Here is a 26215-nt window from a genome sequence, read left to right on the forward strand (position 1 = left end):
GATAGGGTCAGTAAATGAAAGGTATGATTTTTTTGCGTCCGAGCGACGTGAATTCGTCGCCGAACTCCTTGGCGTAGCGTTTGTTGAGCGATGCGGCGCGGGGCGCGAGGTTGGCGAAGGTCCACCACGCGAACACCGCTCCGGCCCACGACCACGAAGCCACGGCGAAGCCCGTCCATTCGAGCAGTTCGCCGAAGTAGTTGGCCGACGAGACGTAGCGGAACATGCCGCCGCGCGGAATGTAGTGGCGCGTGTCGCCCGGCCGGCGCAGGTTGCGGATGATGTGGTCCGAATGGAGATTCACGGCCATTCCCGCGAGGAACATCGCCCCGCCGATATAAATATAAGGTTGCGCGAACCAGTCGGCGTAGTAGCCTTCGGGCGAGACGTAGAAGATCCACCCGCCCTGCATCAGGGCGTTGAGCGTGTTGAAGCACATGCCCATCACGACGATGCCGAGCGGCATTTTCGACGCGCCGCGCATGAGCAGCGGAAAGATGAACGCCCGTTGCAGGTAGTGGGCCTGAAAGAGCGCGAAGAGCGTCAGCGGCCCGGCTTCCCACGTCCTTTCGGAGAGCAGCCACAGCACGCACATCGCCACGAATACGGGCGACTCCATCAGCACCCAGCCGATCTTGTTGGGCACGGGCGGCCCGTATTTGGGGTTGAAGAGATAGCCGTATCCGGCTTCAAAAAAATGCAGGGCAGCGAAGACCACCAAGGCCAGCAGCGCCATGACGATCAGGAATATATCGAATGTTTGGGCCATATCGGAACGGTTTCGGTAAAACGACATAAAGATAATAAAACTTTCCCGCTCCGACAAGTCCCCGAAAGGGCCGTTTTTGTTCTTTTTGACAGTTGGGAAACGGGTTTCCTCCTGCTTTTTTTTGCACTCTTTTCGCGGCCCATGACGGCTCTGCCTTCTCACCTGCCGGTTTTCTCGTTTTTCGGCGGTTCTCTTTTTTTCTCCGGTGGCCTTTTTTGTCCCGTTGCTGTTTCCTCCTCTTCCCACCAGCAAACTTTCTTTTTCTTCTGCGGTTCTCTTTTTTTTCTCCGATGGCCTTTTTTGTCCCGTTGCTGTTTCCTCCTCTTCCCGCCAGCAAACTTTCTTTTTTCTTCGGCGGTTCTCTTTTCCCCTCCGGCGGCCTTTCTCGTTCCGTTGTTGTTTCCTCCTCTTCCCGCCAGCAAACTTTCTTTTTCTTCGGCGGTTCTCTTTTTCTCTCTGCAGTCTTTCTTGTCCCGCAACGGTTTTCCTTGGTGTTTTTCAGGGTAGGGGGGGCTGCATTTCGCCCGCCTCTTTTTCGCGGCTTGAAATATTGCAAGAGGCCTGATAAAAAAGGCGGCCGCCGCTGTATGCGGAAGCCGCCTGTCAAGTTCCCGTGGCGCCCGGAAAGTGTGCGTGTCGCGGTCGTGCCCGCCGATCCCCCGAAATCGGACCGAAGCCGGAAGTGTGCTCTTTCGACCGCCGTGACGGGACGCAGAATCGTGAAAACGAGTTGCCTGCGAGAAAGCGCTGCCTCAGGGCACACGAAAGTTTGATGTGGTAGCCGAAACCCTGGTCTTGCCTGCCGCGGAATGGGCTGGATCGACCTTTTCCGCAATCTCTGCGACGGACTCCGGGGCGTGTCGGCGCACCGGGACAAAAACCCCTGCCGAAGCAGGGGCGCCGGAAGCGACGGCCAGCCGGCGGCGTCCCGCCGTTGACTGGACCTCAATAAATGGGAGTCTTTCCGCCTTCCGGCTGTAATGTCGGTCCGGAAACCGGCCGGAAGTCCGGGGCGAACCCCCGACCGCCGGTCCGAATCCCCGATTCTAGTGCGTGAATACCTTGCCTTTCTGGTGTTCCATGTTGTCGTACTTGATGCGCGACGTAGTGGGGTATTCGAGCTGTTCGAACTCTGCGACGGCGTTGCGGATGTCGCCCATCAGCATGTCGGCCATGTCGCGCGACATGCCCTGACGTACCACGATGCGCATCACGACCACGTTCTCGATGTTCTTGGGCATGGTGTATGCGGGAACCATCCATCCGCTCTGCTGCAGTTTGGCCTTCTTGTCGTATTCGGGATCCATCATCCAGATGAAGAGCGGATTGACGACCTCCTTCGAGTAGTTCTTGAAGCACTTCATCGTGCCGATCTGCTGGTGGCAGTACTTGGCGACGTCCATCGAGTTCTGCTGAATCTCCTTGTAGCCCTCGAATCCCAGCCGGATGAAATTGTAGTACTGTCCCAGAATCTGCGCCGCGGGACGCGAGAAGTTCAGACCCACCTGCGTGATGTTGGCTCCGAGGTAATTGACCGAGAACGACATTTCGTCGGGCAGGTATTTCTTGTCCTTCCAGACCACCCAGCCCAGACCCGGATATACCAGACCGTATTTGTGGCCCGACGTGGAGATCGACAGCACCCATTTGAGGCGGAAGTCCCATTTCTTTTCGGGTTTGAGGAACGGCAGGATGAAACCGCCCGACGCGGCGTCCACGTGGATCGGAATCTCATACCCCGTCTTGGCGTTGTACTCGTCGAGCGCCTTGTCCAGCCCCTCGATGTCGTCGTCCAGACCCGTCCACGTCACACCGGCTATGGGCACGATGCAGATGGTGTTTTCATCGCACATCTCCAGCGCCTGCTTGGGATCGAGCGTGATGTGATCCAGCGTCAGGGGCACGGTGCGCAGTTCGATCTGCCACAGCTGGCAGAATTTCTCCCATACGACCTGAAATCCGGCGCTCATCACCAGATTCGGCTTGTCGAAGGGTTTGCCTGCGGCCTTGCGGCGGTTGCGCCAGCGCAGCCATGCGGCCACGCCGCCCAGCATGCAGGCTTCCGACGAACCGATGCCCAGCGCTCCGGTCTTCCACTCGGCCTTTTCGGGGGTGTTCCACAGATTGGCGACGATATTCAGACAGCGGCCGCACATCACCGCGACACGCGGATACTCCGTCTCGTCGATATAGTTGACGTTGATCGCCTCGTTCATCAGGCGCGTGGCGTAATCATCCATGTAGGTCGTCACGAACGTCGCCAGATTGAGCCGCGGCTGCGTCTGCGGATAGGTTTCGTCCTTGACTAACTGGTAGGCGATTTCGGGCGATGTCTTGCCTTTGGGGATAAACTCCGTGGGCGCGGGATTGCGCATCTCTTCCGAACCGAAAATATCGGTCAGCGTGTCCTCGTTGGTGTGTCTTTGCTGATTCATAACGTAAATTTATTTTTGGTTTACGAGCATACGACCTTGCATGAACCGTGCCGCGTCGGAGTTGCCCGGACCTGAAATCCGGCGCATTTTTTTCGCTCTGCAGCCTCCGGTGGCGGCCTCGAAACCCTTTCCGCTTCGTACTCAACCTGCTGCCGGGCCGGCTTCCCGCAAATGCTGCCGCTTTTTGCGTCTCTCCTGCGTCTCTCCTGCGTCTCTCCTGTTCTTCTTATTCTCCCCGTTCTCTCTTGCCTTCCGATCCTGCCCCCCCCCCTGAAAAAAGCGGGGGAATATTTGGAATCCCGGAAAAATTCGATATATTTGTGATATCAAAATAATATCACCTAAAACTTACGGATATGGAGAATGGAAATTTTGTCTACAAGGGCTGGAAATGCAATGGTTTTCTGGCTTTGACGCTGATCTTCGTCGGGTTGGCGCTGGGTGTGTGCGCGATCGTGTTCGGCGCGCAGCGTATCGACGCAGGGCTGGCGTTCGGCGTCGGGCCGGTCGTGATCGGCTCGGTCTGGTGTCTCTGCATGCTGATCTGCATGGCGGGCTTCATGCTGCTCGAACCCAACGAAGCCCGCGTCATGGTCTTCTTCGGCAAATACAAGGGCACCTTCTACGAAACGGGCTACTGGTGGGTCAATCCATTTATGTCGGCCAAGCAGATTTCGATCCGCGCCCGCAACCTGAACGTCGATCCGATCAAGGTGAACGACAAGACGGGCAATCCGATTATGATCGGTCTGGTGCTGGTGTGGAAGATCAAGCGCGACGATATCTATAAGGCGGTCTTCGAGATCGACGCTCCGACGACTGCCGGACAAACCGGGGTTTCGGCTTCGGCCCGCATGAACATCCTCGAAAATTTCGTGGGTGTGCAGAGCGACGCTGCGCTGCGTCAGGTCGCCGGTTGCTATGCTTATGACAATAACGGGGTTAAGGACGATGAATTGACGCTGCGCTCGAATAGCGAGGCGATCAACGACCAGCTCGAACACACGCTCAACGAACGCTTGGCGATGGCCGGCATCGAGGTGGTCGAAGCCCGCATCAACTATCTGGCCTATGCTCCCGAAATCGCCGCCGTGATGCTGCGCCGTCAGCAGGCCGACGCCATTATTTCGGCCCGCGAAAAGATCGTCGAGGGCGCCGTGTCGATGGTCCACATGGCCTTGGAGCGTCTGGGCAGCGAACATATCGTCGAACTGGACGAGGAGCGCAAGGCGGCGATGGTCACCAACCTGCTCGTCGTGCTCTGCGCCGACGAAGCCGCGCAGCCGGTAGTCAATGCCGGAACCCTTCACCATTGATTTAACTGCCGATGGCTAAAGAGAACAATAACAAGAGTTTCGTGCTTCGCATCGACGCCGCGACCATGGAGGCGCTCGAAGGGTGGGCGGCCGACGAGTTCCGCTCGATCAACGGGCAGCTGCAGTGGATCATCGCCGACGCCCTGCGCCGCAGCGGCCGCCTGAAAAAGCCCCGTCCCGCCGGACCGGAGTCCGGCGATTCGACGGGGCTTCCGTCGGGCGATGCCGCTTCTGCAAAACCCCCGGTTCCGCCCCGGAGCGATTATCCCGACGATATTTAACCGATACGCTAATTGATATGTGCAATCTATTGAGCAAAAATCGAATAGGATTGTGTGGAAAACTCCGTGGCTCGCAATCAGACGGGGGCATGTCCGCTTTGTGTCCGGTTCGGAGCGTGTCCGGTGTGCGTCCGGGTCGGGGTGTGTCCGGTTTGCGTCCGGGGCAGGGCATTTCCGCTTTGCGTCCGGTTCGGAGCGTGTCCGGTGTGCGTCCGGGGCGGGGTGTGTCCGGTTTGCGTCCGGGGCAGGGCATTTCCGCTTTGCGTCCGGTTCGGAGCGTGTCCGGTTTACGTCCGGTTCTGGGTGTGTCCGGTTTGCGTCCGGGACGGAATATGTCCGGTCTGCGGTATGGGCGGATTGTCTCCGGTTTGCAGGTCGTGGGCGGACTGCTGGTCTTTTTTCTCCTGCTTCGGCCCGACTGGCTGCCCCGCTGGGTCTATTGGGGTGTGCTGGCGCTGGGCGCCGCCCTCGCCCTCGGCGAAATGGCGCTCGATTACCGCCGCCGTCGTCCGCGCCGGCGGTGGCGCGATGCGGGGCTGGTGCTGTTGTCGCTTTCGGTGGTCTGGATTGTCATTTTGCCGCCGTTCTTTTTCTGGGGAGTCTCCGGCGAGAAGGAGTTGACCCGCGCCACGCTGGGATTGGGTGTCGCTGCGCTCGTCGCATGCGTCGTCTGCCTGCTGCGCTGGCGGCGTTTGCGCGCCGAGGCTGAAATGCGCCTTTGGAAGCTGAAAGCCGAACGCCGAAGACGCGACATGCTTTGCGCCCGTGCCGCGGCGGAAGGAGGTGGGCGATGAGACTCCGGAGATGGTTTTATGCGATTGCTTCGGTGTTTGCGGTCGCGCTGGTGATGTTCCCGCTCAATTTTTTGTGGGTGGGGCAGTCGCCGCTGCATGCGGCGGTAAGTTCCCTGCTGTTCGGCCTGCCCGCATTGCTCTCGGCATGGACGCCCAAGGAGCGGCGTACCGGCAGGCGCAACGAATCCCGTGGGACTGCCGTGTGTGCGCAATCCCGCAGATGTGCCGGAGCCGGCATCCATGCCGCACCTGCCGGGCGTATTGACTCCGCCGCGAATGCCGGGGCCGCCATGCCAGCCGGGGTCGCAAGGTGCAGCGAATCCGCCGGTCGTGCCGGCGCTGAAAGGTTCGGCGAATCCGCTGCGCATCCGGAATCCTGCGGCCGCACTGCGTCCGCGGACGGCACCGAACCCGCCCGGCGGAAATCCCTGTTGTCGAAAGCCGCGCTGGGGATCGCTTTTTGTGTGCTGGCGGCGATGCTGGCGTACGATATTGTGACCGAAGGCGTGGCCGTCGGTGTTACGAAATCGGTCGGATTCGTCCTGTTGATATTGGTTGCCGCATTGGGAAGTAGATTGGGTTACCTAAAGTTTTAGTTTATGAAAAGAATAGTCGTTTTTACGGGCGCCGGGGTGAGCGCCGACAGCGGCCTTGCCACGTTCCGCGATTCGGACGGCCTGTGGGCCGACTACCGTATCGAGGATGTCTGCACGCCCGAAGCCTTGGCGCACAACCGCGCCACCGTGATCGAATTTTACAACAAACGCCGCCGCGAGATGCTTGCCGCCGAGCCGAACGCCGGGCATCGGGCCATCGCGGAGCTGGAGCGGGATTTCGAGGTCGAGGTGCTGACGCAGAATGTCGATAACCTCCACGAGCGCGCCGGATCGTCGCGGGTGACGCATCTGCACGGCGAGCTGATTCGCCTGCGTTCGTCGCGCGATTCCGGGCTGATCGTCCCGATCGAAGGGTGGGAGCAGCGGCTCGACGCCACGGCTCCCGACGGGTCGCTGCTGCGGCCGCATATCGTCTTTTTCGGCGAGTCGGTGCCGATGTTCGAACGTGCGGCGGAGATCGCGCAGACGGCGGATATCATGGTCGTCGTGGGCACTTCGCTGGCGGTCTATCCTGCGGCGTCGCTGGTGCGTTACGTGCGGCCCGACATTCCGATTTACGTCGTCGATCCCGGCAATCCCGATACGGCGGGCATCCGCAATCCGCTGACCCTGATCCGCAAACGCGCCGCCGAGGGCATGCCCGAACTGGCTGCCCTGCTACGGGAACGCTATGCCGGATAGATAGGGTGTTGCTATGAAAGAGGGTGTCTGCCGCAGTGCAGACACCCTCTTTTTTGTTCGTATTTTTCCCAGAAGTTTCCGCAATCCGCAGTTCGCGCGGCGTGCGTCGGCCGGAGGACTATTTCAGGTCCTTGAAATAGATGTCCAGCAGCTCTTTGGCGGCGATGAACGACGAGATCTTGTCGTCCAGCACGCGCTGTTCGTATTCGGCGATGCGCGATTCGACCGCGGGATCGTGGTAGAACGAGTTGCGCAGCACTTCGTTGATCGACTCGTACATCCAGTATTTGTTCTGGCGGTTGCGGTTGTGTCGGAAGTAGCCGTTGGCCTCGATGTGGTCGAGGAACTCTTCGACGCCTTTCCATACCTCTTCCAGTCCCGTTCCGGCTACGGCCGAGCAGGTGTAGACTTTGGGCCGCCAGCCCGATTCCGGCAGAGGGAAGAGCCGCAGCGCCCCCTGAAACTGGGTTTTGGCGAGTTCGGCCTTGTGGATGTTTTCGCCGTCGGCCTTGGTGATTACCATGATGTCGGCCATCTCCATGATGCCGCGCTTGATGCCCTGCAGCTCGTCGCCCGCGCCCGAAATCTGCAGCAGCATGAACATGTCGACCATCGAATGTACGGCCGTTTCGGACTGTCCGACGCCCACCGTCTCGATGAAGATCACGTCGAATCCCGCGGCTTCGCACAGCACGATCGTCTCGCGCGTCTTGCGGGCCACGCCGCCCAGCGATCCCGCCGAGGGCGAAGGGCGGATGAAGACGTCGGGATTGCCCGAAATGCTCTCCATGCGGGTTTTGTCGCCGAGAATCGAGCCGCCGCTGCGTTCCGACGAAGGGTCGATGGCCAGCACGGCGAGCTTGTGCCGCAGCGAGGTGACCATGTTGCCGACGGCTTCGATGAAGGTCGATTTTCCGGCTCCGGGGACGCCCGTGATGCCGATGCGGACCGATTTCCCGGCGTGCGGCAGGCAGCGCTCGATGATCTCCTGCGCCTGCGCGTAGTGCGCAGGGTTGTTGGACTCGATGAGCGTGATGGCCTGCGAAAGGGTGGTGATGTTGCCGGCGAGAATGCCCTCGACGTATTGGTCGGTCGAGAGCTTCGGCTTCTTGCGGCGCGTGAAGTAAGGGTTTACGATCGGCTGATCTTCAACGCCTTCGGTGACGTTCAGAGCCGTGTCGTGGTGCATGTCGGCGTACTCTTTTTCGTAATGGTTTATCTTGGTGAAAGACATGTTGTTATTTGCTTGATTTATCGATGATTTCGGGTGTCAGGTGAAGTGAATTTCCCTGCCAGAGCGCCCTGTTTTTGGAATCGACCAGCACCCCGAACGGAACGTACTGCACGCCGAACGCCGTGAAGATCTTGCCTCCGGCGTCTATCGCCACGGAGATTTGCGGCGATAGGTAGGGTCTGAGCAGGGGGCCTATTTTGTCCTCTTTTTCCTGCGTTATGACAACCACGCGCAGTTTGGTACCCAATTTGTCCGTCATCGCCCGGAGCTGTTTGAGCGACGTGATGCAGGCCGCGTTCGACGACTGGAAGAACTCGACGTAGGTCAGCCGCGGCGTGGCTGCGGGTTTCTGTCCGTCGAGCCATGCCGGGACTTTCAGTTCGGGCACACGCTCGCCCAGAGCGATATTCTGCGCGTCGGCCGCCGCAAAAGGCAGCAGGGCCGCGAAGAGTAAAATAAGCAGTACTTTCTTCATAAGAGCGGACTTATTTTTAGCGAAGATAACAATTATTTGCCACATAGACGAAATTTTTTACTTGGACTTATGAAAATCGGATTCGACGACACCCCGGCCGCACCTGCCGGAACCTATTCCCAACACCTTGCCAGACTTTTGGCCGAGTATGCCCCGGAGCATGAATATATTATTGACGGAAAGCGCTGTAAGGAGTTCGACCTCTACCACGGCTTCCGGCCCGGACTTCCCTTTCCGGTGCTGCTGCGCCGCATACCGTGCGTCATGACGGTCCACAACCTCAATTTCCTGCGCTACCCGCATCTCTATTCGCTGGGCGAGCGGCTGGTGCTGCTGCGCCTGTACCGGCGGATGCTGCGTTCGGCCAGCCGGGTGATTACGGTCAACCGCGACGCGCGGGAGGAGCTTTCGGACCGGCTGCGGATCGACCCCGGCAGGATCGAGGTCGTGATGCCGCTCGCGGCGCGTATGCCGCAGAATCCGCCCGACGGCGCCGAGCTGGAAGGCGTGCGGCGCAAATATGCGCTGCCGCGCGATTTCGTGCTGATGCTGGGGACGGTCGAGCCGCGCCACAATCAGGAGGTGCTGTTCGAGGCGCTGGCCCTGCTCCGGGAGCGGGAGCGCGAGATGCTCGAAACGAGAGGGGCGGAGATGCCGACGGCAGCGGAACGGACTGAGGTGCAGGCTGCGGAGCGAACCGGGTCGCAAGCCGGGATGGAAACCGGGGCGCGGACCGGGGAACAACCTGCAGGAGATGCTGCGGAGCGAACCGGGGAGCGGGCAGCCGGACGGAATGTGGAATCGGTTGCGGAAGCGGGGGCTTTTGCGGAGACTGTTGCGCGATCCGTGCGGGAGCCGGACGGCGGCGGGGACCTGAATCCTGAAAATGCAGGCTGGCGCGACGATACGGCGTCGGATGGCGTCGGAGGGTACGGCGACGTGGAAGCCGGGGCCGGGTTGGCGATGCGCGGCGTCGGTGAGGACACTCCGGATGCGAACCGGAATACGGTCGCGGAGTTCGCCGCCGCCGGTCGGGAGCGTCTCCGGCCCGCGGACGGAACCGCACGGAGTGGCGCTGCCGGAACCGACGGCCGACCTCCGCTGCCGCAGCGCATCGGAGTGGTGGTGTGCGGCCGCCGCACGGCGTATGCCGACTTCCTGCTGGGCTATGCACGTGAGCGGCATATGGCGGCGCGGGTGGATTTCATCTACGAACTTTCGCCCGAAGACCTGCCGGCGCTGTTCCGGCTGGCCCGGACTTTCGTCTACCTGCCCGACGCCGAAATCGAGGCTTCGATCGTACCCGTGGTCGAAGCGCTGAGGGCCGGGCTGCCGATGGTGCTGAGCGATACGCGGCTCAACCGCGAAGCGGCCGGAGACGCCGCCGTTTACGTCGATCCCGAAGCGGTGGGGGAGGTCGCCGCGGCATTGGAAAACGTGCTCTGGGACGAGACTTTCCGCAGCGAAATGCGCCGGCGCGAAGGCCGCCGCGCCGAGCTTTTTTCGGAATACGCCGTCGCCCGCCGTCTGATCGACATTTACAGTTCGTTGTGAAGCGCGCGGCCGGTCCGAAAAGAGACAGATATTCCGAAAAAAATACGATAAAAGGCTTGGGTATTTCGAATTTAATGCCCTATCTTTGTGTTCGTTTTATAACAGTGCCTTGAAATGACACGGAACATCCACTAACTTAAATTAATATTTTGCTATGAAAGTTTCTCATATCGAGCATCTTGGCATCGCGGTGAAGAGCCTCGATGAAGCAATTCCCTATTGGGAGAACGTTTTGGGCCTGAAGTGCTATGCCGTCGAAGAGGTCGCAGACCAGAAGGTCCGCACGGCGTTCTTCATGCTCGGTCAGACCAAGATCGAACTGCTGGAGCCCACTTCGGAGGAGTCTACCATCGCCAAGTACATCGAAAACCGCGGTGTCGGCATTCATCACATGGCGCTTGCCTGCGAGAATATCGAGGAGCAGCTCGCCGACGCCGAGGCCAAGGGCATCCGCCTGATCGACAAAACCCCGCGCAAGGGCGCCGAGGGCATGACCATCGCCTTCCTGCACCCCAAATCGACGCAGGGCATCCTCACCGAGCTTTGCGAGAATAAGAACAAATAGGAACAACGAGCGTTCGTATCGCTCCCTCGGCCCCGTTTTTTACGCCGCCGCCGGCGGCGAAGAAGTCCCCGCCGCGGCGGGGATTTAGGGGTGGGGCAGACCAGTAAACGCGGCCGACGGCCGCGGGGCGGGACAGTCCGGAGCGAACGTGCATGAAACTATACTAACAAGCATACTTATGAGTGAAATTCAAAACAAAATCAACCAGCTCATCGAGAACCGTGCCACCGCACGTCTCGGAGGTGGTCAGAAGCGTATCGACGCCCAGCATGCCAAGGGCAAGTTCACGGCCCGCGAGCGTATCCAGATGCTGCTCGACGAAGGCTCCTTCGAGGAGTTCGACATGTTCGTGACGCACCGCTGCTATGATTTCGGCATGGACAAGAGCCACACTTTCGGCGACGGCGTCGTGACGGGGTACGGTACGATCGACGGACGTCTGGTCTATGTCTTCGCACAGGACTTTACGGTAACGGCCGGTTCGCTGTCACTGTCGATGTCGGACAAGATCTGCAAGGTGATGGACATGGCGCTGCGCAACGGCGCGCCCTGCATCGGCATCAACGATTCGGGCGGCGCCCGAATTCAGGAGGGTGTCAACGCGCTGGCCGGCTACGCCAACATTTTCCAGCGCAACGTGATGTCGTCGGGCGTGATTCCGCAGATTTCGGCCATCTTCGGCCCCTGCGCCGGCGGCGCCGTCTATTCGCCCGCGCTGACCGACTTCATCATCATGAAGAAGGAGACGTCGAACATGTTCCTCACGGGTCCGAAGGTCGTGAAGACCGTGACGGGCGAGGACGTGACGCAGGAGCAGCTGGGCGGCGCTACGATGCACACCACCAAATCGGGCGTGGCGCAGTTCGCCGTAGATACCGAGGAGGAGGGCATCGCGCTGATCCGCAAGCTCATTTCCTATATGCCGCAGAACAACATGGAGGACGCTCCGCTGGCGGTCTGCACCGACAAGATCACCCGTCTGGAGGATTCGCTCAACGAGATCGTTCCTGACAGCGCCAACAAGCCCTACGACATGTCGGAGGTCATCAAGGCGATCGTCGATAACGGCGAGTATCTGGAGTCGGCTCCCGGCTATGCCAAGAACATCATCACCTGCTTCGCCCGTTTCAACGGCCAGAGCGTGGGCATCGTCGCCAACCAGCCCAAGTTCATGGCCGGCGTGCTCGATATCAATGCCAGCCGCAAGGCCGCGCGCTTCATCCGCTTCTGCGATGCGTTCAACATTCCGATCGTGACCCTCGTGGACGTTCCGGGCTTCCTGCCGGGTACGACGCAGGAGTACGGCGGCGTGATCACCCACGGCGCGAAACTGCTCTTCGCATACTGCGAGGCGACGGTGCCCAAGGTTACCGTTACGCTGCGCAAGGCTTACGGCGGCGCCTATATCGTGATGTCGTCGAAGCACATCCGCGGTGACATCAACTACGCATGGCCGACGGCCGAGATCGCCGTGATGGGTGCCAGCGGCGCCGTCGAGGTGCTCTACGGCAAGGAGGTCGCAGCGATCGAATCGCCCGAAGAGAAAGCCAAGTTCGTGGCCGAAAAGGAGAAGGAGTACAACGACAAGTTCTCGAACCCCTACAACGCCGCCCGCTACGGCTATATCGACGACGTGATCGAGCCGCGCAACACGCGCTTCCGCATCATCCGCGCCCTGCAGTCGCTCTCTACCAAACGCCTGCAGAACCCGGCCAAGAAACACTCTAACATTCCGTTGTAGTATGAAGCGTGCGATTTTAACAGCAGGATTGCTCTTCGCGGCTCTGGCTGCTTCGGCCAAAGGCGCCGATACGATCCTCGACAAGGACCCCGTCGGCATCTACGTTACGATCGTTTCGGTGGTGACGGTGCTTTCGGCGCTGATCGTCCTCTTTCTGCTGATCCAGCTTTTCGCCAAAGTCATGGTGAAGAGCGCGCAGAAGAAGGCCGCCAAGTCGAAGACCCGCGGCATGCTGGTCGACGACATGAAGGTCTCGGTGCCTGCGGGCTGCGACAGCGTGGTCAACGGCGAGATCATCGCCGCCATCGCGCTGGCCGTGAAGCTCAACAAGGCCGAGATGCACGACCGTGAGAGCGACGTGATTACTATCAACAAGGTGGCGCGCGTCTACTCGCCGTGGAGCTCGAAAATCCACGGTCTGACCCCGATGCCCGAACGAATCAGAAAATAAATTTAGAGAGCGCTCCGCAAGCCGTCCGAAATCCGCTTTCCGCCGCGGGCATGCCGGCCCCGCCGGGGCGGTCCCGATCGGTGCGAACGCCGGAACCGGGACTGCGGTCCGGAACCGGAAGACGGCGCGGAATTAAACAAACGAATTTTATGAAAGAATACAATTTCAAGATCAACGGTAACGACTACACCGTCGGCATCGAGATTCTCAACGACACCGAGGCCGATGTGATCGTCAACGGCGCCTCCTATTCGGTCGAGGTGCTCGACACGACCGTGAAACCCAGCGTGGCGGCCAAACCTCAGGTGGCGGCCGTTCCCGCTTCGCATCCCGTGCAGCCTTCGACCGTTCCGGTTACGAAGCCTGCCGCGGCGGCTCCTGCGGCTGCGGGCGAGTCGCCCGTGAAAAGCCCGCTGCCGGGCGTCATCCTCGACATCCGGATCAAGGAGGGCGACACGGTGGCCGTCGGCCAGACGCTGGTGGTGCTCGAAGCCATGAAGATGGAGAACAATATCGACAGCGACCGCGCCGGCGTTGTCAAGTCGATCAAAGTCAACCGCGGCGACTCCGTGCTGGAGGGCGACGTGCTCATAACTCTCGGATAGGCTTATGTTAGACTTCCTTTCATCGTCGTTCCTCGGCGAAAGCGTATCCAAGTTCGTGCACGAGACGGGATTTGCGCAGCTCTTCCTGCAGGAGGGCGGCTACAAGTACCTCATCATGATCGCCGTGGGGTGCTTCTTCCTCTATCTTGCCATCAAACACAAGTTCGAGCCCATGCTGCTGGTGCCGATCGGTTTCGGTATCATCATCGGCAATATCCCGATGGTGACCGGCCACGGAATCGGCATCTATGAGGAAGGCTCGGTGCTCAACTACCTCTATTTCGGCGTCCGTTACGGCGTCTACCCGCCGCTGATCTTCCTCGGCGTGGGCGCCATGACCGACTTCTCGTCGCTGATTTCGAACCCCAAGCTGATGCTTATCGGCGCTGCGGCGCAGATCGGTATCTTCGCGGCCTACATGGGCGCTCTGGCGCTCGGATTCCCGGCCAACGAGGCCGGTTCGATCGCCATCATCGGCGGTGCCGACGGTCCTACGGCCATCTTCCTGACGAGCCGTCTGGCTCCGGAGTACATGGGCGCCATCGCTATCTGCGCCTATTCGTACATGGCTCTCGTACCGGTGATCCAGCCGCCCGTGATGCGTCTGCTGACCTCGCAGCGCGAACGCCTTATCAAGATGCGTCCGCCGCGCGCCGTCTCCTCCACCGAGAAGATTCTCTTCCCGATCATCGGTTTCCTGCTGACGACGTTCGTCGTACCCGACGCGATCCCGCTGCTGGGTATGCTCTTCTTGGGCAACCTTCTGAAGGAGTCGGGCGTGGTAAAGCGTCTGGCCACTACGGCCAGCAACCAGCTGATCGACATCATGACGATCCTGATCGGCATCACGGTGGGAGCTTCGACGCAGGCGTCGGTTTTCCTGACCCCCAAGACGCTGGGTATCTTCGTGCTGGGCGCATGCTCGTTCTTCATCGCCACGATGGGCGGCGTGCTGTTCGTCAAGTTGATGAACCTCTTCCTGAAGGAGGGCAACAAGATCAACCCGCTGATCGGCAATGCTGGCGTTTCGGCCGTTCCGGCCGCCGCGCGCGTGTCGCAGGATATGGGTATCCGCTACGACCGTTCGAATTACCTGCTGATGCACGCCATGGGTCCCAATGTGGCTGGTGTGGTCGGCTCGGCAGTCGCCGCAGGTATTCTGCTCTCGTTCCTCGGATAGGGGATTTCGATATTGACAGGGACGGCTTCGGGGCCGTCCGGTGTAAAGAGGGTTTCGGGTTGCCGAAACCCTCTTTTCGTGTGACAAGGCGGAGTCGGAGTTTCGGTGTGCGTGGCCGGAGTTTCGGTGTTCGTGGCCGGAGTTTTCGGTGTTCGTGGCCGGAGTTTTCGGTGTGCGGGCCGGGGGTACGGGACGGAGTTCGCAGATGCCGGGGGAGGCGGGTGCGGTTGGAGTTGGAGTTAGGGTTGCAGTTGTGGTTGCGGTTGCGGTTGCGGGGGAGGTGCGGGCGACGGGTTTGCAAATTCTCCTTTGTATGTTTTCGCTGTTTTTCGTATTTTTGCAAACTGAAAAAACGTTTTTATGAACCGGGTGAAGTGGATATTGCTGGGGGTATGTCTCTTCGGGATGCTGATCGGGGCGGCCGTGGCGTATTCCGGCTATGTGAAAAAGCGGCTGGATGCCGATGGGGCGGAGACCCGTGCGGTGCTCACCGCGAGTTTTTCGCGGACCGAATGCGTCGGATACCGGCCCGGATACCGGGGACGGATGCACCGCAATTTCCGTGAAAAGCGCACCGTCTATTATTTCAGATACCGGTTCAGGGTGGGCGGGACCGATTATACCGGCAAGGTCCGCAAAACGGAAAATCTCATGACGGCCCGCATCGGCGATTCGGTCGTCGTGCGTTATCTGCCGGACGATCCCGACGTACATCGCTTGGTCCGCAGCGAGGGCGGCAAATACAGGGTGATACGGCCCCGGCCGCGCAGCCGCGCCCGTCGTTCGGCATCCTGATTCCTCCTGTCTCCGTGGCCGTGCCCGCCGTTCGGCGTCCTGACCCGTCCTGATCCGTCCCCGTCTCCATTGTCGTGTCTGCCGTGCGGCGGCATGCCCCGTCCCGTTTCCGCAGCCGTGCCCGCCGTGCGGCGGCGTGACCCGCCCTGTCTCCATTGCCGTGCCCGCTGCTCCGGCCTTCGGTGCGTTCGCGGCATGCTTTTTTAGCTGTTGCTGGGACTTTAATTGCCTTAAAATAAGAATTTTTCGGCGATTGTTCAAGTTTTTTGTTTTTCGGATTTATTTGTTTTTGCAGTTCGGAAACTTTTTCGTACCTTTGCGCACCCGCTTTCGTGCGGGAAACGGATTACAATAAGTTAAATTAAACGTAAAACAAAGTGGATTCATTAAGCTACAAGACTATCTCGGCCAATGCATCGACGGTGACCAAGGAATGGATCGTCATCGACGCTACGAACGAGGTATTGGGACGTCTTGCATCGCAGATCGCGAAGATCCTCCGAGGCAAGAACAAGCCCAGCTACACGCCCCACGTGGATTGCGGTGACTACGTCATCGTCATCAATGCGGAGAAGGTGAAGCTCACGGGCAACAAGATGACCGAGAAGGTCTACACGCGTCACACCGGATATCCCGGCGGCCAGCGTTTCGCTACCCCGGCCGACTATCTGGCAAAGAAACCGACGTTCATCGTCGAAAAAGCAGTCAAGGGCATGCTGCCCCGCACCCGTCTGGGCGCCGCCCTGCTCAAAAACCTGAAGGTATACGCCGGCTCGGAGCATCCGCACGCCGCGCAGAACCCGAAGACCATTAAATTAAACGAGATTAAGTAAGAGTTATGGAAGTTGTAAACACCGTAGGTCGTCGTAAGGCCGCTGTGGCTCGCGTATACGTGAAGCCGGGTAAGGGTCAGATTACAATCAACCGCAAAGCGCTTGAAGTTTACTTCCCGCTCGAAATTCTCCAGTATCAGGTGAAGCAGCCGCTGCTGGCTACCAACACCGTGGAGAATTACGACATCGCCATCAACCTCGATGGCGGAGGTATCACGGGACAGGCTTCGGCCGCTCGCTTGGGCATCGCACGCGCATTGTGCGAAATCGACGCCGAGATGCGTCCGGTACTGAAGAAGGCCGGATTCCTCACGCGCGATCCCCGCGAGGTTGAGCGTAAGAAGCCCGGTCAGCCCGGAGCACGCCGCAAGTTCCAGTTCAGCAAGCGTTAATCCGAACGACCTATTTTCGGCAGGCACGGCGAGGGTTACAAACCGGAACGACTACCTATATATTATATATATCGCGTATTACCTTCAGGTTGCCCCGCCGCGGAAAATCCGCGGGACCGGCAAGGCCGCTACCCGCCGGATTGAAGAAAAGAGAATTAAAATTATTAAACACATTGAATTAAAATGTCACGTACAGATTTTAATACATTACTGGAAGCCGGTGCGCACTTCGGTCACCTGAAGCGCAAATGGAACCCTAAAATGGCTCCTTACATCTTCATGGAGAAGAACGGCATCCACATCATCGACCTGCACAAGACCGTGCTGAAGATCGATGAGGCCGCTGCAGCCATCAAGCAGATCGCCAAGAGCGGTCGCCGCGTGCTGTTCGTAGCCACCAAGAAACAAGCTAAGGAGATCGTTGCCGAAAAGGTGGCAGCCGTCGGTATGCCTTACGTTACGGAACGTTGGGCCGGCGGTATGCTGACAAACTTCCCCACCATACGTAAAGCCGTCAAGAAAATGTCGACCATCGACAAGATGAACAGCGACGGCACGTTCGATAATTTTTCCAAGCGCGAGAAACTCCAGATCGCACGCCAGCGCGCGAAACTTGAGAAGAACCTCGGTTCCATCGCCGACCTGACGCGCCTTCCGGCCGCCCTGTTCGTCGTTGACGTACAGAAGGAGTCGAATGCGGTAAAAGAGGCCAAGCGCCTGAGCATCCCCGTATTTGCAATGGTAGACACTTGTTGTGATCCGACCGACATTGATTACGTTATCCCTGCAAATGACGATGCCACCAAATCGATTGCCGTAGTGCTCGATGCCATGTGCAGCGCTATCGCCGAAGGTACCGAAGAGCGCAAGCTCGAAAAGGAGAAGGAGGCGCAGGAGGCTGAGGCCGGTGCCGACGCTCCCGTGAAGAAGGAGGGCAAACCCCGCATCAAGAAAGCCGTGAAGGCCGCTATCGATGCCGAGGAGGCCGCCGTAGCCGACGTCGTAGCCGCTGTCGAGACTCCGTTCGAGGAGCCTGCTGAGGTTGCGGCCGAAGAAGCTGCCGTTGTTGCCGAGGAGGCCGCTGCGGTTGCAGCCGAGGAGGTTGCCGAGGCCAAGGCCGAGTAATTCGGGCCTTTGGGAAAAGAAATTAATCACCTAAAAGAAAGGAAAAGTATTATGGAAATCAAAGCTGCTGATGTAATGAAGCTCCGCAAGATGACCGGTGCCGGTATGATGGACTGCAAGAAAGCCCTGATCGAAGCCGAAGGTGACTTTGCACGCGCTCAGGACATTATCCGCGAGAAAGGTAAGCTCGTCGTTGCCAAGCGTGCCGACCGCACCGCTACCGAGGGTGTCGTCGTTACGAAGATCGTAGGTCAGAAGGCCTATATCCTCTGCTTGGCGTGCGAGACCGACTTCGTGGCTCAGAATGCAGAATATACCGCTTCGGCCGAGGCGATGCTGGAGGTTGCCGTAAACAGCGACGCCGCAGACCGCGACGCCCTGATGGCTGCCAAGAACGCCGAAGGCCACACCGTCGAGGAGATGGTGACCGAGAAATCGGGGCAGACGGGTGAGAAGATCGAGCTGGCATACTATGCCCGCATCGAGGCTCCCTACTGCGCTGCTTACGTACACTTCAACAAGAAGCTCGGTACGATCCTCGGCTTCAACAAGGAGGTTCCGGCAGAGGTTGCCCACACCGTCGCCATGCAGGCCACGGCTATGGCTCCCGTGTCGATCTCGGAGGCCGACTGCCCCGCAGAGGTTGTGGAGCATGAGCGCAAGATCGCCGTCGAGGCGATGAAGCAGGACCCCAAGAACGCCAACAAGCCCGAAGCCATCCTTGAGAAGATCGCCGAAGGCAAGATGCGCAAGTTCTTCGAGGAGAACACGCTGCTGGCTCAGGCCGTAGTGGGCGAGAAAGAGTCGATCGCCGACTTCATCCACAAGGCAGACAAAGAGGCGACGGTTATCGCTTACAAGCGTTTCGCACTGGGCGAATAATCCGACCGAAGGACGGCAAGAAGACCGTTCGTATATTGTGAAAGACCGGAACTCTCCGATGAGTTCCGGTCTTTTCGTGTGTATGGTCTTGTGGGAGCCTTTTATAGGATGTTTCATAGGATGTTTCATAGGAGGCCGGCTTCTGTGCGGAGTATGCCTGACGTATAGTCGGCAGCGGCCGGAAAGAAGCCGAATGGCGATTGCCGAAGGGTGTCGGCTTGGCGGTTTCTTGTGTCCTTATGCCGAACGAACGTACGGCGCTTTGCGCTTGCCGGAAATAACGCTGTCCGGATTTTCCCGGAGCGTTTTCCGGTTGTTCTCGATTGTCTGTTTTGCCCGGCTGTATTATGTCGTCGGCTGTTTTTGCGTCGTCTCCGGTTGCGCCCGATCTTTTCGGCCAATCGGTCGGAAACGACCGAAAGGCGCTTTCCCGGTTATTCACGCTCTGTTTTCAAGACTTTTTCGGATGCCGCAAATCCCGGTTCTATCTGATCCCCAGCCGCCAGAGCGCCCGCAGGATGAAGCGTCTGACGGCGGCGGGCAGCGTCAGCCAACAGCGGGACTGTCGTCGCCACCGGCGGGAAGCGGTGGAGACGATGCGGCCGGAAGGGCGGATGACAGCCGTCATAACGGCCGCTATGTCTGTCGCTGCGCAATGTTCGGTCATCCGGTGGTTGCCGTCGCCTGCGAGGGTGAAACGAAGCCGGGGCGGGGCAGGTGCCGTTTCTGCGGGTGTTTGGCCGGGATTGCTGGTCGCTTGGGGATTTTCGGAATTTTCGGGGCGTGCCGGAAGCGGAGGGGTCGCCTTGCCGGTTTCCCGGAGCGCGGGGAGCGGAGCGGGAGTATCTCCGGCGTTGGAGGCCGTTGCCGACGCAGCTGTTGTCGCCGCTTCCGTTGTTGCGGCCGTTGGTATTGCCGACGCTTCCGGTGTCTTTGTTATTGTCTCTACCGTCGTGTTTGCCGATTGCGGGGGCATCTCCCCGCTCTCCGGTTCGATGCGGAGAATGCGGTGGAGGATATGGCGTCCTTCGCAGCGGAACAGCACCACGTCGCCCGGTTGCAGGGCCTGACTTCCGGAGGGAAGACGGTCGGGGTGGGAATTTGCGGCGGTGTCGGGGGCGGTTTCGTTTCGCGCGAGCCTGTTTTGCTTTCGGGCGGCTGCCGCCGTTTCGGAATTTCCGGTGTATCGGGCGATCGGAGTCAGTACTGCGATGTCGCGTTCGCTGCGCAGCAGGGGCCGCATGCTGTGGCCCTTCATGCGGATCTGGACTTCGTGTCCTTCGGCGAGCATCGCTTCGACCTGCTCGAAAAACAGACGGTTCGAAAGCTGCATCACGGGCGGGGATTTGCGGATTCGCCGCCGAAAATCGTGCGGCAGGCCAGTTCGGCGGCCGCGGCGTCGGGCAGGCATTCGAGGTGGTAGACCGGGACCTGCGCCACCACGGCCGAGACGGTTGCGCATACGGCGTCTTCCAGCGTTTCGTCGTGGGCGAACGACGGCGGGCACGAGGGCAGCAGCGCGCCGATGGCCTCGATTGCCCGCAGGCGGCGAATCCGGTTGTGCGGAGCCTGTGACAGCCGTACGATGGCCCGGATCGGCTGGCATACGTTGCGGTAGCAGGGCGTTTTCCCGCTCCACGGCGCACCGAAGACCATGGCCTGCGGTTTTGGGGCGCCGGTTGTCGCTGCGCTTGCGTCCGGAGTTTCAGCCGCAGCTGCGGGGGCGTTCGCCGGATTTTGGACGGCTCCGCAAATCGGGTCTGCATCTGCGGTCTGCACGATGCGGACGATCGGACTGTCGTCGTTGAGCAGCTCCGCGCCGGGGATATGTTCACGCCACAGACGGGTGTGGGTGCTTTTGCCGGTGCCCGATTCGCCGAGGAACAGCACGGCCCCGCCGTTCAGGCTGATGACCGACGAATGGATGGCTATGGCCTGCCGCGCCACGGCGGCGATGTTGAACATCGACCATAATCCGAAGCGGAACAGCGCCGGGTTGTGCCGCAGTGTGACGTCGGTCGTGACGAGCGGTGCGCCGAACGCCTTGCGGAAACGGGCGGCGGCGCAGCCGTCGCGCGGCGTCATGGTGAGCAGGTAACCTTCCGAGTCGCGGCCGAAACGGCAGTCGGCGTCGGCATCGGCGAAGTCGAATTCGTCGAGTTCGCGGTAGCCGTCCGCTTGGCGGATTTCGCCGCGGGTTTCGACGCTCAGGTCGGCCGGGCCTTCGTCTGCGGCGGCGAAGGGCGCCAGCGCCGTGCCGAAAGACCCTGCGGTGAATTCCTGCGGGACGGCGATGCGTATGCCTGCTATGATGTATTCCATAATTATTCTCCTATTGTGATGATTCGGGTGCAGTATTCGAGCGAGCTTTCGCGGTGGGCGATAACCACCAGCGTCAGCCCCTTGTCGCGCGCCGCCAGCTCGGCGACCGAACGGTTGATCTCCTCCTCGGTGCGGCTGTCGAGCGCCGAGGTCGCCTCGTCGAAGAAGAGCACGTCGGCCCGACGGTAGAGCGCGCGGGCGATGCCGATGCGCTGGCGCTGTCCGCCCGAAAGGCGGCAGCCGCATTCGCCGACATGGGTGTCCATGCCTTTGGAAAGTCCCGCGACGAACTCTCCGAGCCGGGCGGCTTCCAGCGCTTCGGCTACGCGGCCGCGGTCGATTTCGTCGTCGGGAACGCCCAGCGCGACGTTGGCCGCGAAGCTTCCGTCGGCGATGAAAAGGTTTTGCGAGACGTAGCCGATGCGGTTTTGCCATGCGCGGCGGTTGGCGGCGGTGAGGGGCGTGCCGTCGATCGTTATTTCGCCCCCGGTCGGTTCGTAAAGTCCCAGCAGCAGGTTGAAAAGCGTCGTTTTCCCTGCGCCCGATGCGCCGCGGATGCCGATGCGTTCGCCCTTGCGGATCGAGAGCGTAAGGCCGCGGAAAAGCTCGTGACCGTCGTCCGCGAAGCGGAAGCCGAGGTTGCGGACGGCGATTTCATGTTCGAAAGACAGTATTTCGGACGCGCATGCTCTGGATGTGTCGCCGGCCGAAACGGATTTCGTTGATTTTGCGGTGCAGGGCTGTTTGGCCGGGGCTGTTTGGCCGTAAGGAGCCGTTTGTCTGCCGGATGCGGTTCGTTTGTCCGGAGCCGTTCGCCTGCCGCGGGCGGTCTCGCCGCTCTCCGCCGCGGAGTATTCCGACGGCGGGATAGCGGCGGCATCGGTATGGGGGCCTTTCCCGGCTCTCTCGGCGGCTCCGGAGAGCGTGTCCGGCGATGCGGAGGAAGGTTCGTCCCCGGCCGTTGCGTCGCGCAGGACGGCGATCGTGTAGCGGTTGTACTTGATCGAGGTCCAGCCCGCCATGATGCTGCGCACCGAAGGCATCAGGCGCAGCGCGGCTACGGCGAAGACGCCGAAAAGCAGCTGTGCGCGTCCTTCTTCCGCGCCCAGACTCAGCGCGACCAGCAGGGCCATGCCCAGCGCCAGCCCGATTTCGGTAAAGGCCTGCGGAAGCATGCCGATCGCCGTTTCGCGCAGGCGCGTGCGAATCACCTGATCCATCGCCCGGTCGAACGAACGGAGCATCATCGGGAAGGCGTTGTTGATCTCGATGTCGGCATAGCCGCGGAAGGTTTCGGCCACGAGCCGCGCCTTTTCGCGCTGGGCCTTGTTTTCCAGCTCGCCGTAGCGGTTGATGCGGTTGCGCACCAAGCCGTAATAGATCCAGATCGAAGGCAGGAAGACCGCAACGGTCAGAACCGCCGCAACGGGCGCGTACCAGAGCAGCGCCCCGAAAAGCAGCGCCAGCAGCAGCGCTTCGGCGGCGATGGCGGCGGCGGGTTTCAGCACGCCGGCCGTGAAGGCCAGACAGACGACATTGACGTTGCGGGCCAGCACGGCCGAGTTCGACGACTTGACGAACGGCAGTCCCCGGTCGTGGTAGGTGACGTAGAGCCGCCGCGAAAGGGTGCGGTAGAGGTCGTAGATGTAGTTGCGCTCGATGCGCGCCAGCCAGAGATTTGTCAGGCATTTGAGGACGATAACGGCCACCACGGCGGCGCAGACCGTCAGCGCGAAACTGCGCGGCGACGTGAAGCCCAGCGCCGTGTAGATGCGGGCCAGCTGCCCGCCGCCGTCGAGACTCCGGGCGTCGAGCGCCAGCGCCAGCACGGGCAGCAGCACGGCCAGTCCGAGGAAGTTCAGCCCTGCGCGCAGCAGCAGCGTGCAGGCCACGCCGAAGCCCCTGCGGCGGAATTTGTGCGGTATGATGCCGATGATTTCGTTCATGTCATTCCTCCACCTTTTCGATTCTTCCCAGTTTCACGTACCACAAATACCCCTCGGTTTCGGTGTAGCCCATCTGCCGCAGCAGGGCGAGGTATTCGCGCACCTGACGGCGGTAGCGTTCGGGTTCGCGGCCGCCGAACTTGTAGTCCACGACCACGGCCCGCGTGCCGCGGATCATTACGCGGTCGGGACGCCGCGCGGAGGAGCCGCCGGGAATGATGATTTCGTTTTCGTTGCGCACGCGCTCCCAGCCCCCGGCGAACCATTCGCGGGCCGCGGGGTGTGCCAGCGCGCGGGCGATCATCCGCCGCAGGGCGGCGGCTTCGGCGGCGGAAAGCGTGCCGTCGGCCTGCATCCGCTCCACGGCGAGGCGTATCTGCTCCTCGTCGTCGGCGTTTTCGAAGGCCTTGTGCATCAGGATGCCGAAATTGCGGGGCGAGAGTTCCACCTCTTCCTCCTGCTCGAAATAACGCTGCGAGGGGAGCCGCAGGCGCAGGTCGGCGCGTGCCGTGGGGTAGTTTTCCAGCACGACGTGCTCGGCGCCGGACGTTTTGCCGCCGTCGGCGACCGGGCCGCGGAACTGGCCGAATTCGAACCGCTCGCCCGTTTCGGTGACGGTGTAACGCCCTTCGGCGCTGCCCGCGAGGGCTTTGTCGCCGTCGGTGAGGATGCTTTGGAGGAGCAGTCCGCCGACGGTTTTGCCGCCTTTCTGCGGGATGAAGACATGCAGCGATTCGGCGGCGCGCGTCAGCGCCACGTACAGCAGATTGACGTTGTCGACGTGCGAGTAGACCAGTTCCCGGTAGTACTCCGCCGAGAATCCCGATTCGGCCATCGACTTCTTGTATTTCACCGGAAAGCGTCCCACGGCTTCGGCGTCGCCGTGCGCCTCGGCCCAGACGATGTTGGTCACGTTGCCGCCCGACTTGGGGTCCAGCTGCCACGAGCAGTAGGGGATCAGCACCACGCGCTTTTCGAGTCCCTTGGCCTTGTGTATCGTGGTGATCTCGACGGTCGTTTCGCTCTCCTCGACGCTCAGCGAACGGTTCTGTCCCTGCTGCTCCCACCAGTCGAGGAACAGCGCGATGTCGGCGATCTTGCTGGAACAGAAGCCGATGATCTGTTCGTGGATCGCCTGCAGGTAGGCCGTCTGCTGTTTGTCGTCCTGCAGACCGTGCCGCATGACGATGCGTTCGAACGCCTCTTCGGGCGACAGCAGGCGGATCGAGCGGAAGAACGTCCGTTCGTCGTCGGACAGCGGGCGGGCGAAGCCGCGGCCGAGGTAGTGGTTGTAGACGGCGCGGCTCAGCGAGTCGTCGGGGTTGAGCGACAGCCGCAGGGACGCGGCGATGAACGAACTGACGGGGGCGTTGCCCACGATCAGCGCCTCCTGCGTCATCACGTCGAAACGGTAGCGGGGATCGGTGTTGCGGCGTTTGAAGTCGAGCAGCTCGGCGGCGACCTTGGCGCCGTCGGTGGCCCCGCGCACCAGTATCATGATGTCGCGCGGCCGGAATCCCTTGTCCAGCACCTCGCAGATGCGCTCCACGACGGGCGGCTGCTCGGCGAAGGTCGAGACCGAGACGTAGCCCGGCCGGTCGCTCCGGCGGCGGGGTGTCTGCGCGTGTCCGCGGTAGGCGTCGCGCAGGGTGTCGTGCAGTGCGGCCGCCGCCGCGGGGTCGATGCCGCCCTTTGCGGCCGCTTCGTCGAGCGTCTCGTTCAGCGCCCGGTTGTCGGTCTCGACCACGCGGCCGATGATCTCGTTGTTGAACTCCACCACGGCGGGCAGGCTGCGGTAATTCTCCCTGAGTATCTCCACCTCGGTGCTGGCCGGGTCGAGCTGCGCCTGTGCCTGCGAGTGGAGGATTTTCCAGTCGCCGCCCCGCCAGCGGTAGATCGACTGCTTGATGTCGCCCACGATCAGCACCGAGGTCGCCTCGCTCTGCGACATGGCGTTTTGCAGCAGGGGCAGGAAGTTCTCCCACTCCTTGACGGAGGTATCCTGAAACTCGTCGATCATGAAGTGTTCGAAGCGGTTGCCGACCTTCTCGTAGATGAACGGCGCGTCGTTGTGGCCGATGAATTCCGAGAGGATGTATTTGGTCTCCGAGAGGAGCATCATGTTCTGCTCGTCGCACAACTGCTGCACTTTGGCGTAGAGGTCCGACAGCAGCGCGAAGCTGCGGTAGTTCTCGCGCAGCAGGTCGCAGGTGTTCCACGAGCGGACGTTGGCGTCGTACAGATCGCACATTTCGCGCAGCAGGGGTTGCAGCCGGGCGGCGAGCGGCGCGGCGGGCGATCCCTTGGGCGCCCAGCCTTCGGTCGTCAGGCTCATTTTGCCGACCGTGGCGGTGTAGGGTTTCAGCTCTCCGGCCGCGACCGTGAGGAAATAGTGGGCGAAACTGCGGCTCTTGCCCGTGAAGTCCGCCGGGCCGACGCCCGCATCGGCCATGATCCGTACGGCCTCGGCCGCACGCTCCCGCATCTGCTGTTTGGTCGCCGCGGCGCGCGCCGTCGCTTCGCCGACGATGCGGCCCAGCTCCTCGCGCGAGCGGGCGAGGGATAGGGCCTCCTTGTTCTTCTCCTTGAACAGTTCGCCGCCGAGCGTCAGGATGCCGTCGCGGACGTCCCACTTCTTGCCCTCGTCGATGCGCTCCTGCACGAAGTCCGTGAGCCAGCGCTGCAGGTCGCGGTCGGTGGTTATCTGCTCGATGAGCGTGTCGGCGCTCTTGGTCAGCACCGAGGCGGTCTCGATCTCGACGTTGTAATTGAGGTCGATGCCCAGCTCCTTGATGAAGGCGCGCAGGATGCGCTGGAAAAAGGTGTCGATGGTCAGCACCGTGAAGCGCGAGTAGTCGTGCAGGATTTTCGAACGCACCTCCGCGGCCCGCCTGCGCACCGTGGCGGCGTCCATGTCCAGTTCGCGGCAGAGGTTTTCGAGGTAGGAGCTTTCGCCGCCCGAAGCCAGCAGGTGTATCTCCTTGAGGATGCGCGACTTCATCTCCTCGGTGGCCTTGTTGGTGAAGGTCACGGCGAGGATGTGGCGGTAGATGGAGGGCTGTTCGACCACGTCGCGCACGTATTTGTATGCCAACTGGTAGGTCTTGCCCGATCCGGCGCTCGCGTTCAGAATTTTCGCTCTCACTGTCCGAAATGTCGTTTTAGGTAGTAAAAGTACAAAACAAATCCCGAACGGCAAACCGGGGTTTGCAATAATTTCGT

Annotated in this window: 24 protein-coding genes and 1 pseudogene; 16 read left to right on the forward strand and 9 right to left on the reverse strand. The window is 60.8% G+C overall.

The genetic code is table 11. The features are described 5' to 3' along the window. Positions 1–7: 7 nt before the first annotated feature. From ACESTR_RS06050 to ACESTR_RS06060, 3 genes are all read right to left on the reverse strand, one after another. A complete protein-coding gene (locus ACESTR_RS06050; RefSeq protein WP_009598502.1) occupies positions 8–769 on the reverse strand; it encodes a DUF1295 domain-containing protein in 762 nt (253 codons plus the stop codon). A 158-nt stretch (positions 770–927) separates the two neighbouring features. Next, positions 928–1248 carry a hypothetical protein gene (locus tag ACESTR_RS06055; protein ID WP_302270281.1) on the reverse strand — a complete coding sequence of 107 codons (321 nt, stop codon included), beginning with the start codon at positions 1246–1248 and terminating at the stop codon, positions 928–930. Positions 1249–1815: 567 nt separating this feature from the next. Further along, complete coding sequence (locus tag ACESTR_RS06060) at positions 1816–3204, reverse strand: glutamate decarboxylase (RefSeq protein ID WP_373178999.1); 1389 nt, start codon at positions 3202–3204, stop codon at positions 1816–1818. 356 nt (positions 3205–3560) lie between these two features. Here ACESTR_RS06060 and ACESTR_RS06065 point away from each other — a divergent pair, with 356 nt between their 5' ends. From ACESTR_RS06065 to ACESTR_RS06085, 5 genes and pseudogenes are all read left to right on the forward strand, one after another. Further along, entirely contained in the window at positions 3561–4520 is a 960-nt protein-coding gene (locus tag ACESTR_RS06065) for an SPFH domain-containing protein (RefSeq protein ID WP_014776330.1), read from the forward strand. A gap of 11 nt (positions 4521–4531) precedes the next feature. Next, positions 4532–4711: pseudogene (locus ACESTR_RS06070) on the forward strand (hypothetical protein); the annotation flags it as partial. A gap of 395 nt (positions 4712–5106) precedes the next feature. Then, a complete protein-coding gene (locus ACESTR_RS06075; protein ID WP_227042362.1) occupies positions 5107–5595 on the forward strand; it encodes a hypothetical protein in 489 nt (162 codons plus the stop codon). Next, the gene (locus ACESTR_RS06080) at positions 5592–6191 is read left to right on the forward strand and encodes a hypothetical protein (protein WP_014776332.1); all 600 of its coding nucleotides are present in this window, start codon (positions 5592–5594) and stop codon (positions 6189–6191) included. Before ACESTR_RS06075 ends, ACESTR_RS06080 begins: the two co-directional genes overlap by 4 nt. Positions 6192–6194: 3 nt before the next feature. After that, positions 6195–6893: an SIR2 family NAD-dependent protein deacylase gene (locus ACESTR_RS06085; RefSeq protein ID WP_009598508.1), complete on the forward strand. Its 699-nt coding sequence runs from the start codon at positions 6195–6197 to the stop codon at positions 6891–6893. A gap of 118 nt (positions 6894–7011) precedes the next feature. On the opposite strand, the gene meaB is transcribed toward ACESTR_RS06085, so the two are convergent. Further along, positions 7012–8127, reverse strand: a complete 1116-nt coding sequence (meaB, locus tag ACESTR_RS06090) for a methylmalonyl Co-A mutase-associated GTPase MeaB (protein ID WP_009598497.1) — start codon at positions 8125–8127, stop codon at positions 7012–7014. A 4-nt stretch (positions 8128–8131) separates the two neighbouring features. Continuing rightward, positions 8132–8602: a TlpA family protein disulfide reductase gene (locus ACESTR_RS06095; protein ID WP_039940556.1), complete on the reverse strand. Its 471-nt coding sequence runs from the start codon at positions 8600–8602 to the stop codon at positions 8132–8134. Between the two features lie 69 nt (positions 8603–8671). On the opposite strand from ACESTR_RS06095, the gene ACESTR_RS06100 reads away from it, so the two are divergent. The 11 genes from ACESTR_RS06100 to tsf all read left to right on the forward strand — a co-directional run bounded on the left by ACESTR_RS06100 (position 8672) and on the right by tsf (position 18725). After that, the gene (locus tag ACESTR_RS06100; RefSeq protein WP_373179002.1) at positions 8672–10156 is read left to right on the forward strand and encodes a glycosyltransferase; all 1485 of its coding nucleotides are present in this window, start codon (positions 8672–8674) and stop codon (positions 10154–10156) included. 154 nt (positions 10157–10310) lie between these two features. Next, the gene (gene mce / locus ACESTR_RS06105) at positions 10311–10721 is read left to right on the forward strand and encodes a methylmalonyl-CoA epimerase (protein WP_009598511.1); all 411 of its coding nucleotides are present in this window, start codon (positions 10311–10313) and stop codon (positions 10719–10721) included. 178 nt (positions 10722–10899) lie between these two features. Then, the gene (locus ACESTR_RS06110; protein ID WP_009598470.1) at positions 10900–12462 is read left to right on the forward strand and encodes an acyl-CoA carboxylase subunit beta; all 1563 of its coding nucleotides are present in this window, start codon (positions 10900–10902) and stop codon (positions 12460–12462) included. Between the two features lies 1 nt (position 12463). Then, positions 12464–12913 (forward strand): OadG family protein, encoded by a 450-nt coding sequence (locus tag ACESTR_RS06115; protein ID WP_009598471.1) that lies wholly within the window; start codon positions 12464–12466, stop codon positions 12911–12913. A 149-nt stretch (positions 12914–13062) separates the two neighbouring features. Next, entirely contained in the window at positions 13063–13518 is a 456-nt protein-coding gene (locus ACESTR_RS06120) for a biotin/lipoyl-containing protein (RefSeq protein ID WP_009598478.1), read from the forward strand. Positions 13519–13522: 4 nt separating this feature from the next. Next, positions 13523–14698: a sodium ion-translocating decarboxylase subunit beta gene (locus ACESTR_RS06125; RefSeq protein ID WP_302297456.1), complete on the forward strand. Its 1176-nt coding sequence runs from the start codon at positions 13523–13525 to the stop codon at positions 14696–14698. A gap of 360 nt (positions 14699–15058) precedes the next feature. After that, complete coding sequence (locus tag ACESTR_RS06130; RefSeq protein ID WP_014776336.1) at positions 15059–15493, forward strand: DUF3592 domain-containing protein; 435 nt, start codon at positions 15059–15061, stop codon at positions 15491–15493. A 377-nt stretch (positions 15494–15870) separates the two neighbouring features. Beyond that, positions 15871–16326 carry a 50S ribosomal protein L13 gene (gene rplM / locus ACESTR_RS06135; protein ID WP_009598490.1) on the forward strand — a complete coding sequence of 152 codons (456 nt, stop codon included), beginning with the start codon at positions 15871–15873 and terminating at the stop codon, positions 16324–16326. A gap of 5 nt (positions 16327–16331) precedes the next feature. Beyond that, positions 16332–16718, forward strand: a complete 387-nt coding sequence (rpsI, locus tag ACESTR_RS06140; protein ID WP_009598525.1) for a 30S ribosomal protein S9 — start codon at positions 16332–16334, stop codon at positions 16716–16718. 183 nt (positions 16719–16901) lie between these two features. Then, complete coding sequence (rpsB, locus tag ACESTR_RS06145; protein WP_009598479.1) at positions 16902–17843, forward strand: 30S ribosomal protein S2; 942 nt, start codon at positions 16902–16904, stop codon at positions 17841–17843. A 51-nt stretch (positions 17844–17894) separates the two neighbouring features. Further along, a complete protein-coding gene (tsf, locus tag ACESTR_RS06150; protein WP_014776337.1) occupies positions 17895–18725 on the forward strand; it encodes a translation elongation factor Ts in 831 nt (276 codons plus the stop codon). Between the two features lie 484 nt (positions 18726–19209). On the opposite strand, the gene ACESTR_RS06155 is transcribed toward tsf, so the two are convergent. Genes ACESTR_RS06155 through ACESTR_RS06170 form a run of 4 tightly spaced genes read right to left on the reverse strand, consistent with a single transcriptional unit; the run spans position 19210 to position 26138 of the window. After that, the gene (locus ACESTR_RS06155) at positions 19210–20058 is read right to left on the reverse strand and encodes a hypothetical protein (RefSeq protein WP_014776338.1); all 849 of its coding nucleotides are present in this window, start codon (positions 20056–20058) and stop codon (positions 19210–19212) included. Continuing rightward, positions 20058–21047 (reverse strand): hypothetical protein, encoded by a 990-nt coding sequence (locus ACESTR_RS06160; protein WP_227042361.1) that lies wholly within the window; start codon positions 21045–21047, stop codon positions 20058–20060. The genes ACESTR_RS06155 and ACESTR_RS06160 overlap by 1 nt, the downstream gene beginning before the upstream one ends. A 2-nt stretch (positions 21048–21049) precedes the next feature. Continuing rightward, positions 21050–22993: an ABC transporter ATP-binding protein gene (locus ACESTR_RS06165; RefSeq protein WP_315976146.1), complete on the reverse strand. Its 1944-nt coding sequence runs from the start codon at positions 22991–22993 to the stop codon at positions 21050–21052. Between the two features lies 1 nt (position 22994). After that, positions 22995–26138: a UvrD-helicase domain-containing protein gene (locus ACESTR_RS06170; RefSeq protein ID WP_373179005.1), complete on the reverse strand. Its 3144-nt coding sequence runs from the start codon at positions 26136–26138 to the stop codon at positions 22995–22997. Positions 26139–26215 lie beyond the last annotated feature (77 nt).

The sequence above is a fragment of the Alistipes sp. DJF_B185 genome (assembly GCF_964250025.1).
Taxonomy (GTDB): Bacteria; Bacteroidota; Bacteroidia; order Bacteroidales; family Rikenellaceae; genus Alistipes; species Alistipes finegoldii.

Excerpts from the sequence above, each read along its gene's own strand:
- ACESTR_RS06050 (WP_009598502.1), bottom strand. The coding sequence starts at position 769 with ATGGCCCAAACATTCGATATATTCCTGATCGTCATGGCGCTGCTGGCC.
- ACESTR_RS06060 (WP_373178999.1), bottom strand. The coding sequence starts at position 3,204 with ATGAATCAGCAAAGACACACCAACGAGGACACGCTGACCGATATTTTC.
- ACESTR_RS06065 (WP_014776330.1), top strand. The coding sequence starts at position 3,561 with ATGGAGAATGGAAATTTTGTCTACAAGGGCTGGAAATGCAATGGTTTT.
- ACESTR_RS06080 (WP_014776332.1), top strand. The coding sequence starts at position 5,592 with ATGAGACTCCGGAGATGGTTTTATGCGATTGCTTCGGTGTTTGCGGTC.
- ACESTR_RS06085 (WP_009598508.1), top strand. The coding sequence starts at position 6,195 with ATGAAAAGAATAGTCGTTTTTACGGGCGCCGGGGTGAGCGCCGACAGC.
- meaB (WP_009598497.1), bottom strand. The coding sequence starts at position 8,127 with ATGTCTTTCACCAAGATAAACCATTACGAAAAAGAGTACGCCGACATG.
- ACESTR_RS06095 (WP_039940556.1), bottom strand. The coding sequence starts at position 8,602 with ATGAAGAAAGTACTGCTTATTTTACTCTTCGCGGCCCTGCTGCCTTTT.
- ACESTR_RS06100 (WP_373179002.1), top strand. The coding sequence starts at position 8,672 with ATGAAAATCGGATTCGACGACACCCCGGCCGCACCTGCCGGAACCTAT.
- mce (WP_009598511.1), top strand. The coding sequence starts at position 10,311 with ATGAAAGTTTCTCATATCGAGCATCTTGGCATCGCGGTGAAGAGCCTC.
- ACESTR_RS06110 (WP_009598470.1), top strand. The coding sequence starts at position 10,900 with ATGAGTGAAATTCAAAACAAAATCAACCAGCTCATCGAGAACCGTGCC.
- ACESTR_RS06115 (WP_009598471.1), top strand. The coding sequence starts at position 12,464 with ATGAAGCGTGCGATTTTAACAGCAGGATTGCTCTTCGCGGCTCTGGCT.
- ACESTR_RS06120 (WP_009598478.1), top strand. The coding sequence starts at position 13,063 with ATGAAAGAATACAATTTCAAGATCAACGGTAACGACTACACCGTCGGC.
- ACESTR_RS06125 (WP_302297456.1), top strand. The coding sequence starts at position 13,523 with ATGTTAGACTTCCTTTCATCGTCGTTCCTCGGCGAAAGCGTATCCAAG.
- ACESTR_RS06130 (WP_014776336.1), top strand. The coding sequence starts at position 15,059 with ATGAACCGGGTGAAGTGGATATTGCTGGGGGTATGTCTCTTCGGGATG.
- rpsI (WP_009598525.1), top strand. The coding sequence starts at position 16,332 with ATGGAAGTTGTAAACACCGTAGGTCGTCGTAAGGCCGCTGTGGCTCGC.
- rpsB (WP_009598479.1), top strand. The coding sequence starts at position 16,902 with ATGTCACGTACAGATTTTAATACATTACTGGAAGCCGGTGCGCACTTC.
- tsf (WP_014776337.1), top strand. The coding sequence starts at position 17,895 with ATGGAAATCAAAGCTGCTGATGTAATGAAGCTCCGCAAGATGACCGGT.
- ACESTR_RS06155 (WP_014776338.1), bottom strand. The coding sequence starts at position 20,058 with ATGCAGCTTTCGAACCGTCTGTTTTTCGAGCAGGTCGAAGCGATGCTC.
- ACESTR_RS06160 (WP_227042361.1), bottom strand. The coding sequence starts at position 21,047 with ATGGAATACATCATAGCAGGCATACGCATCGCCGTCCCGCAGGAATTC.
- ACESTR_RS06165 (WP_315976146.1), bottom strand. The coding sequence starts at position 22,993 with ATGAACGAAATCATCGGCATCATACCGCACAAATTCCGCCGCAGGGGC.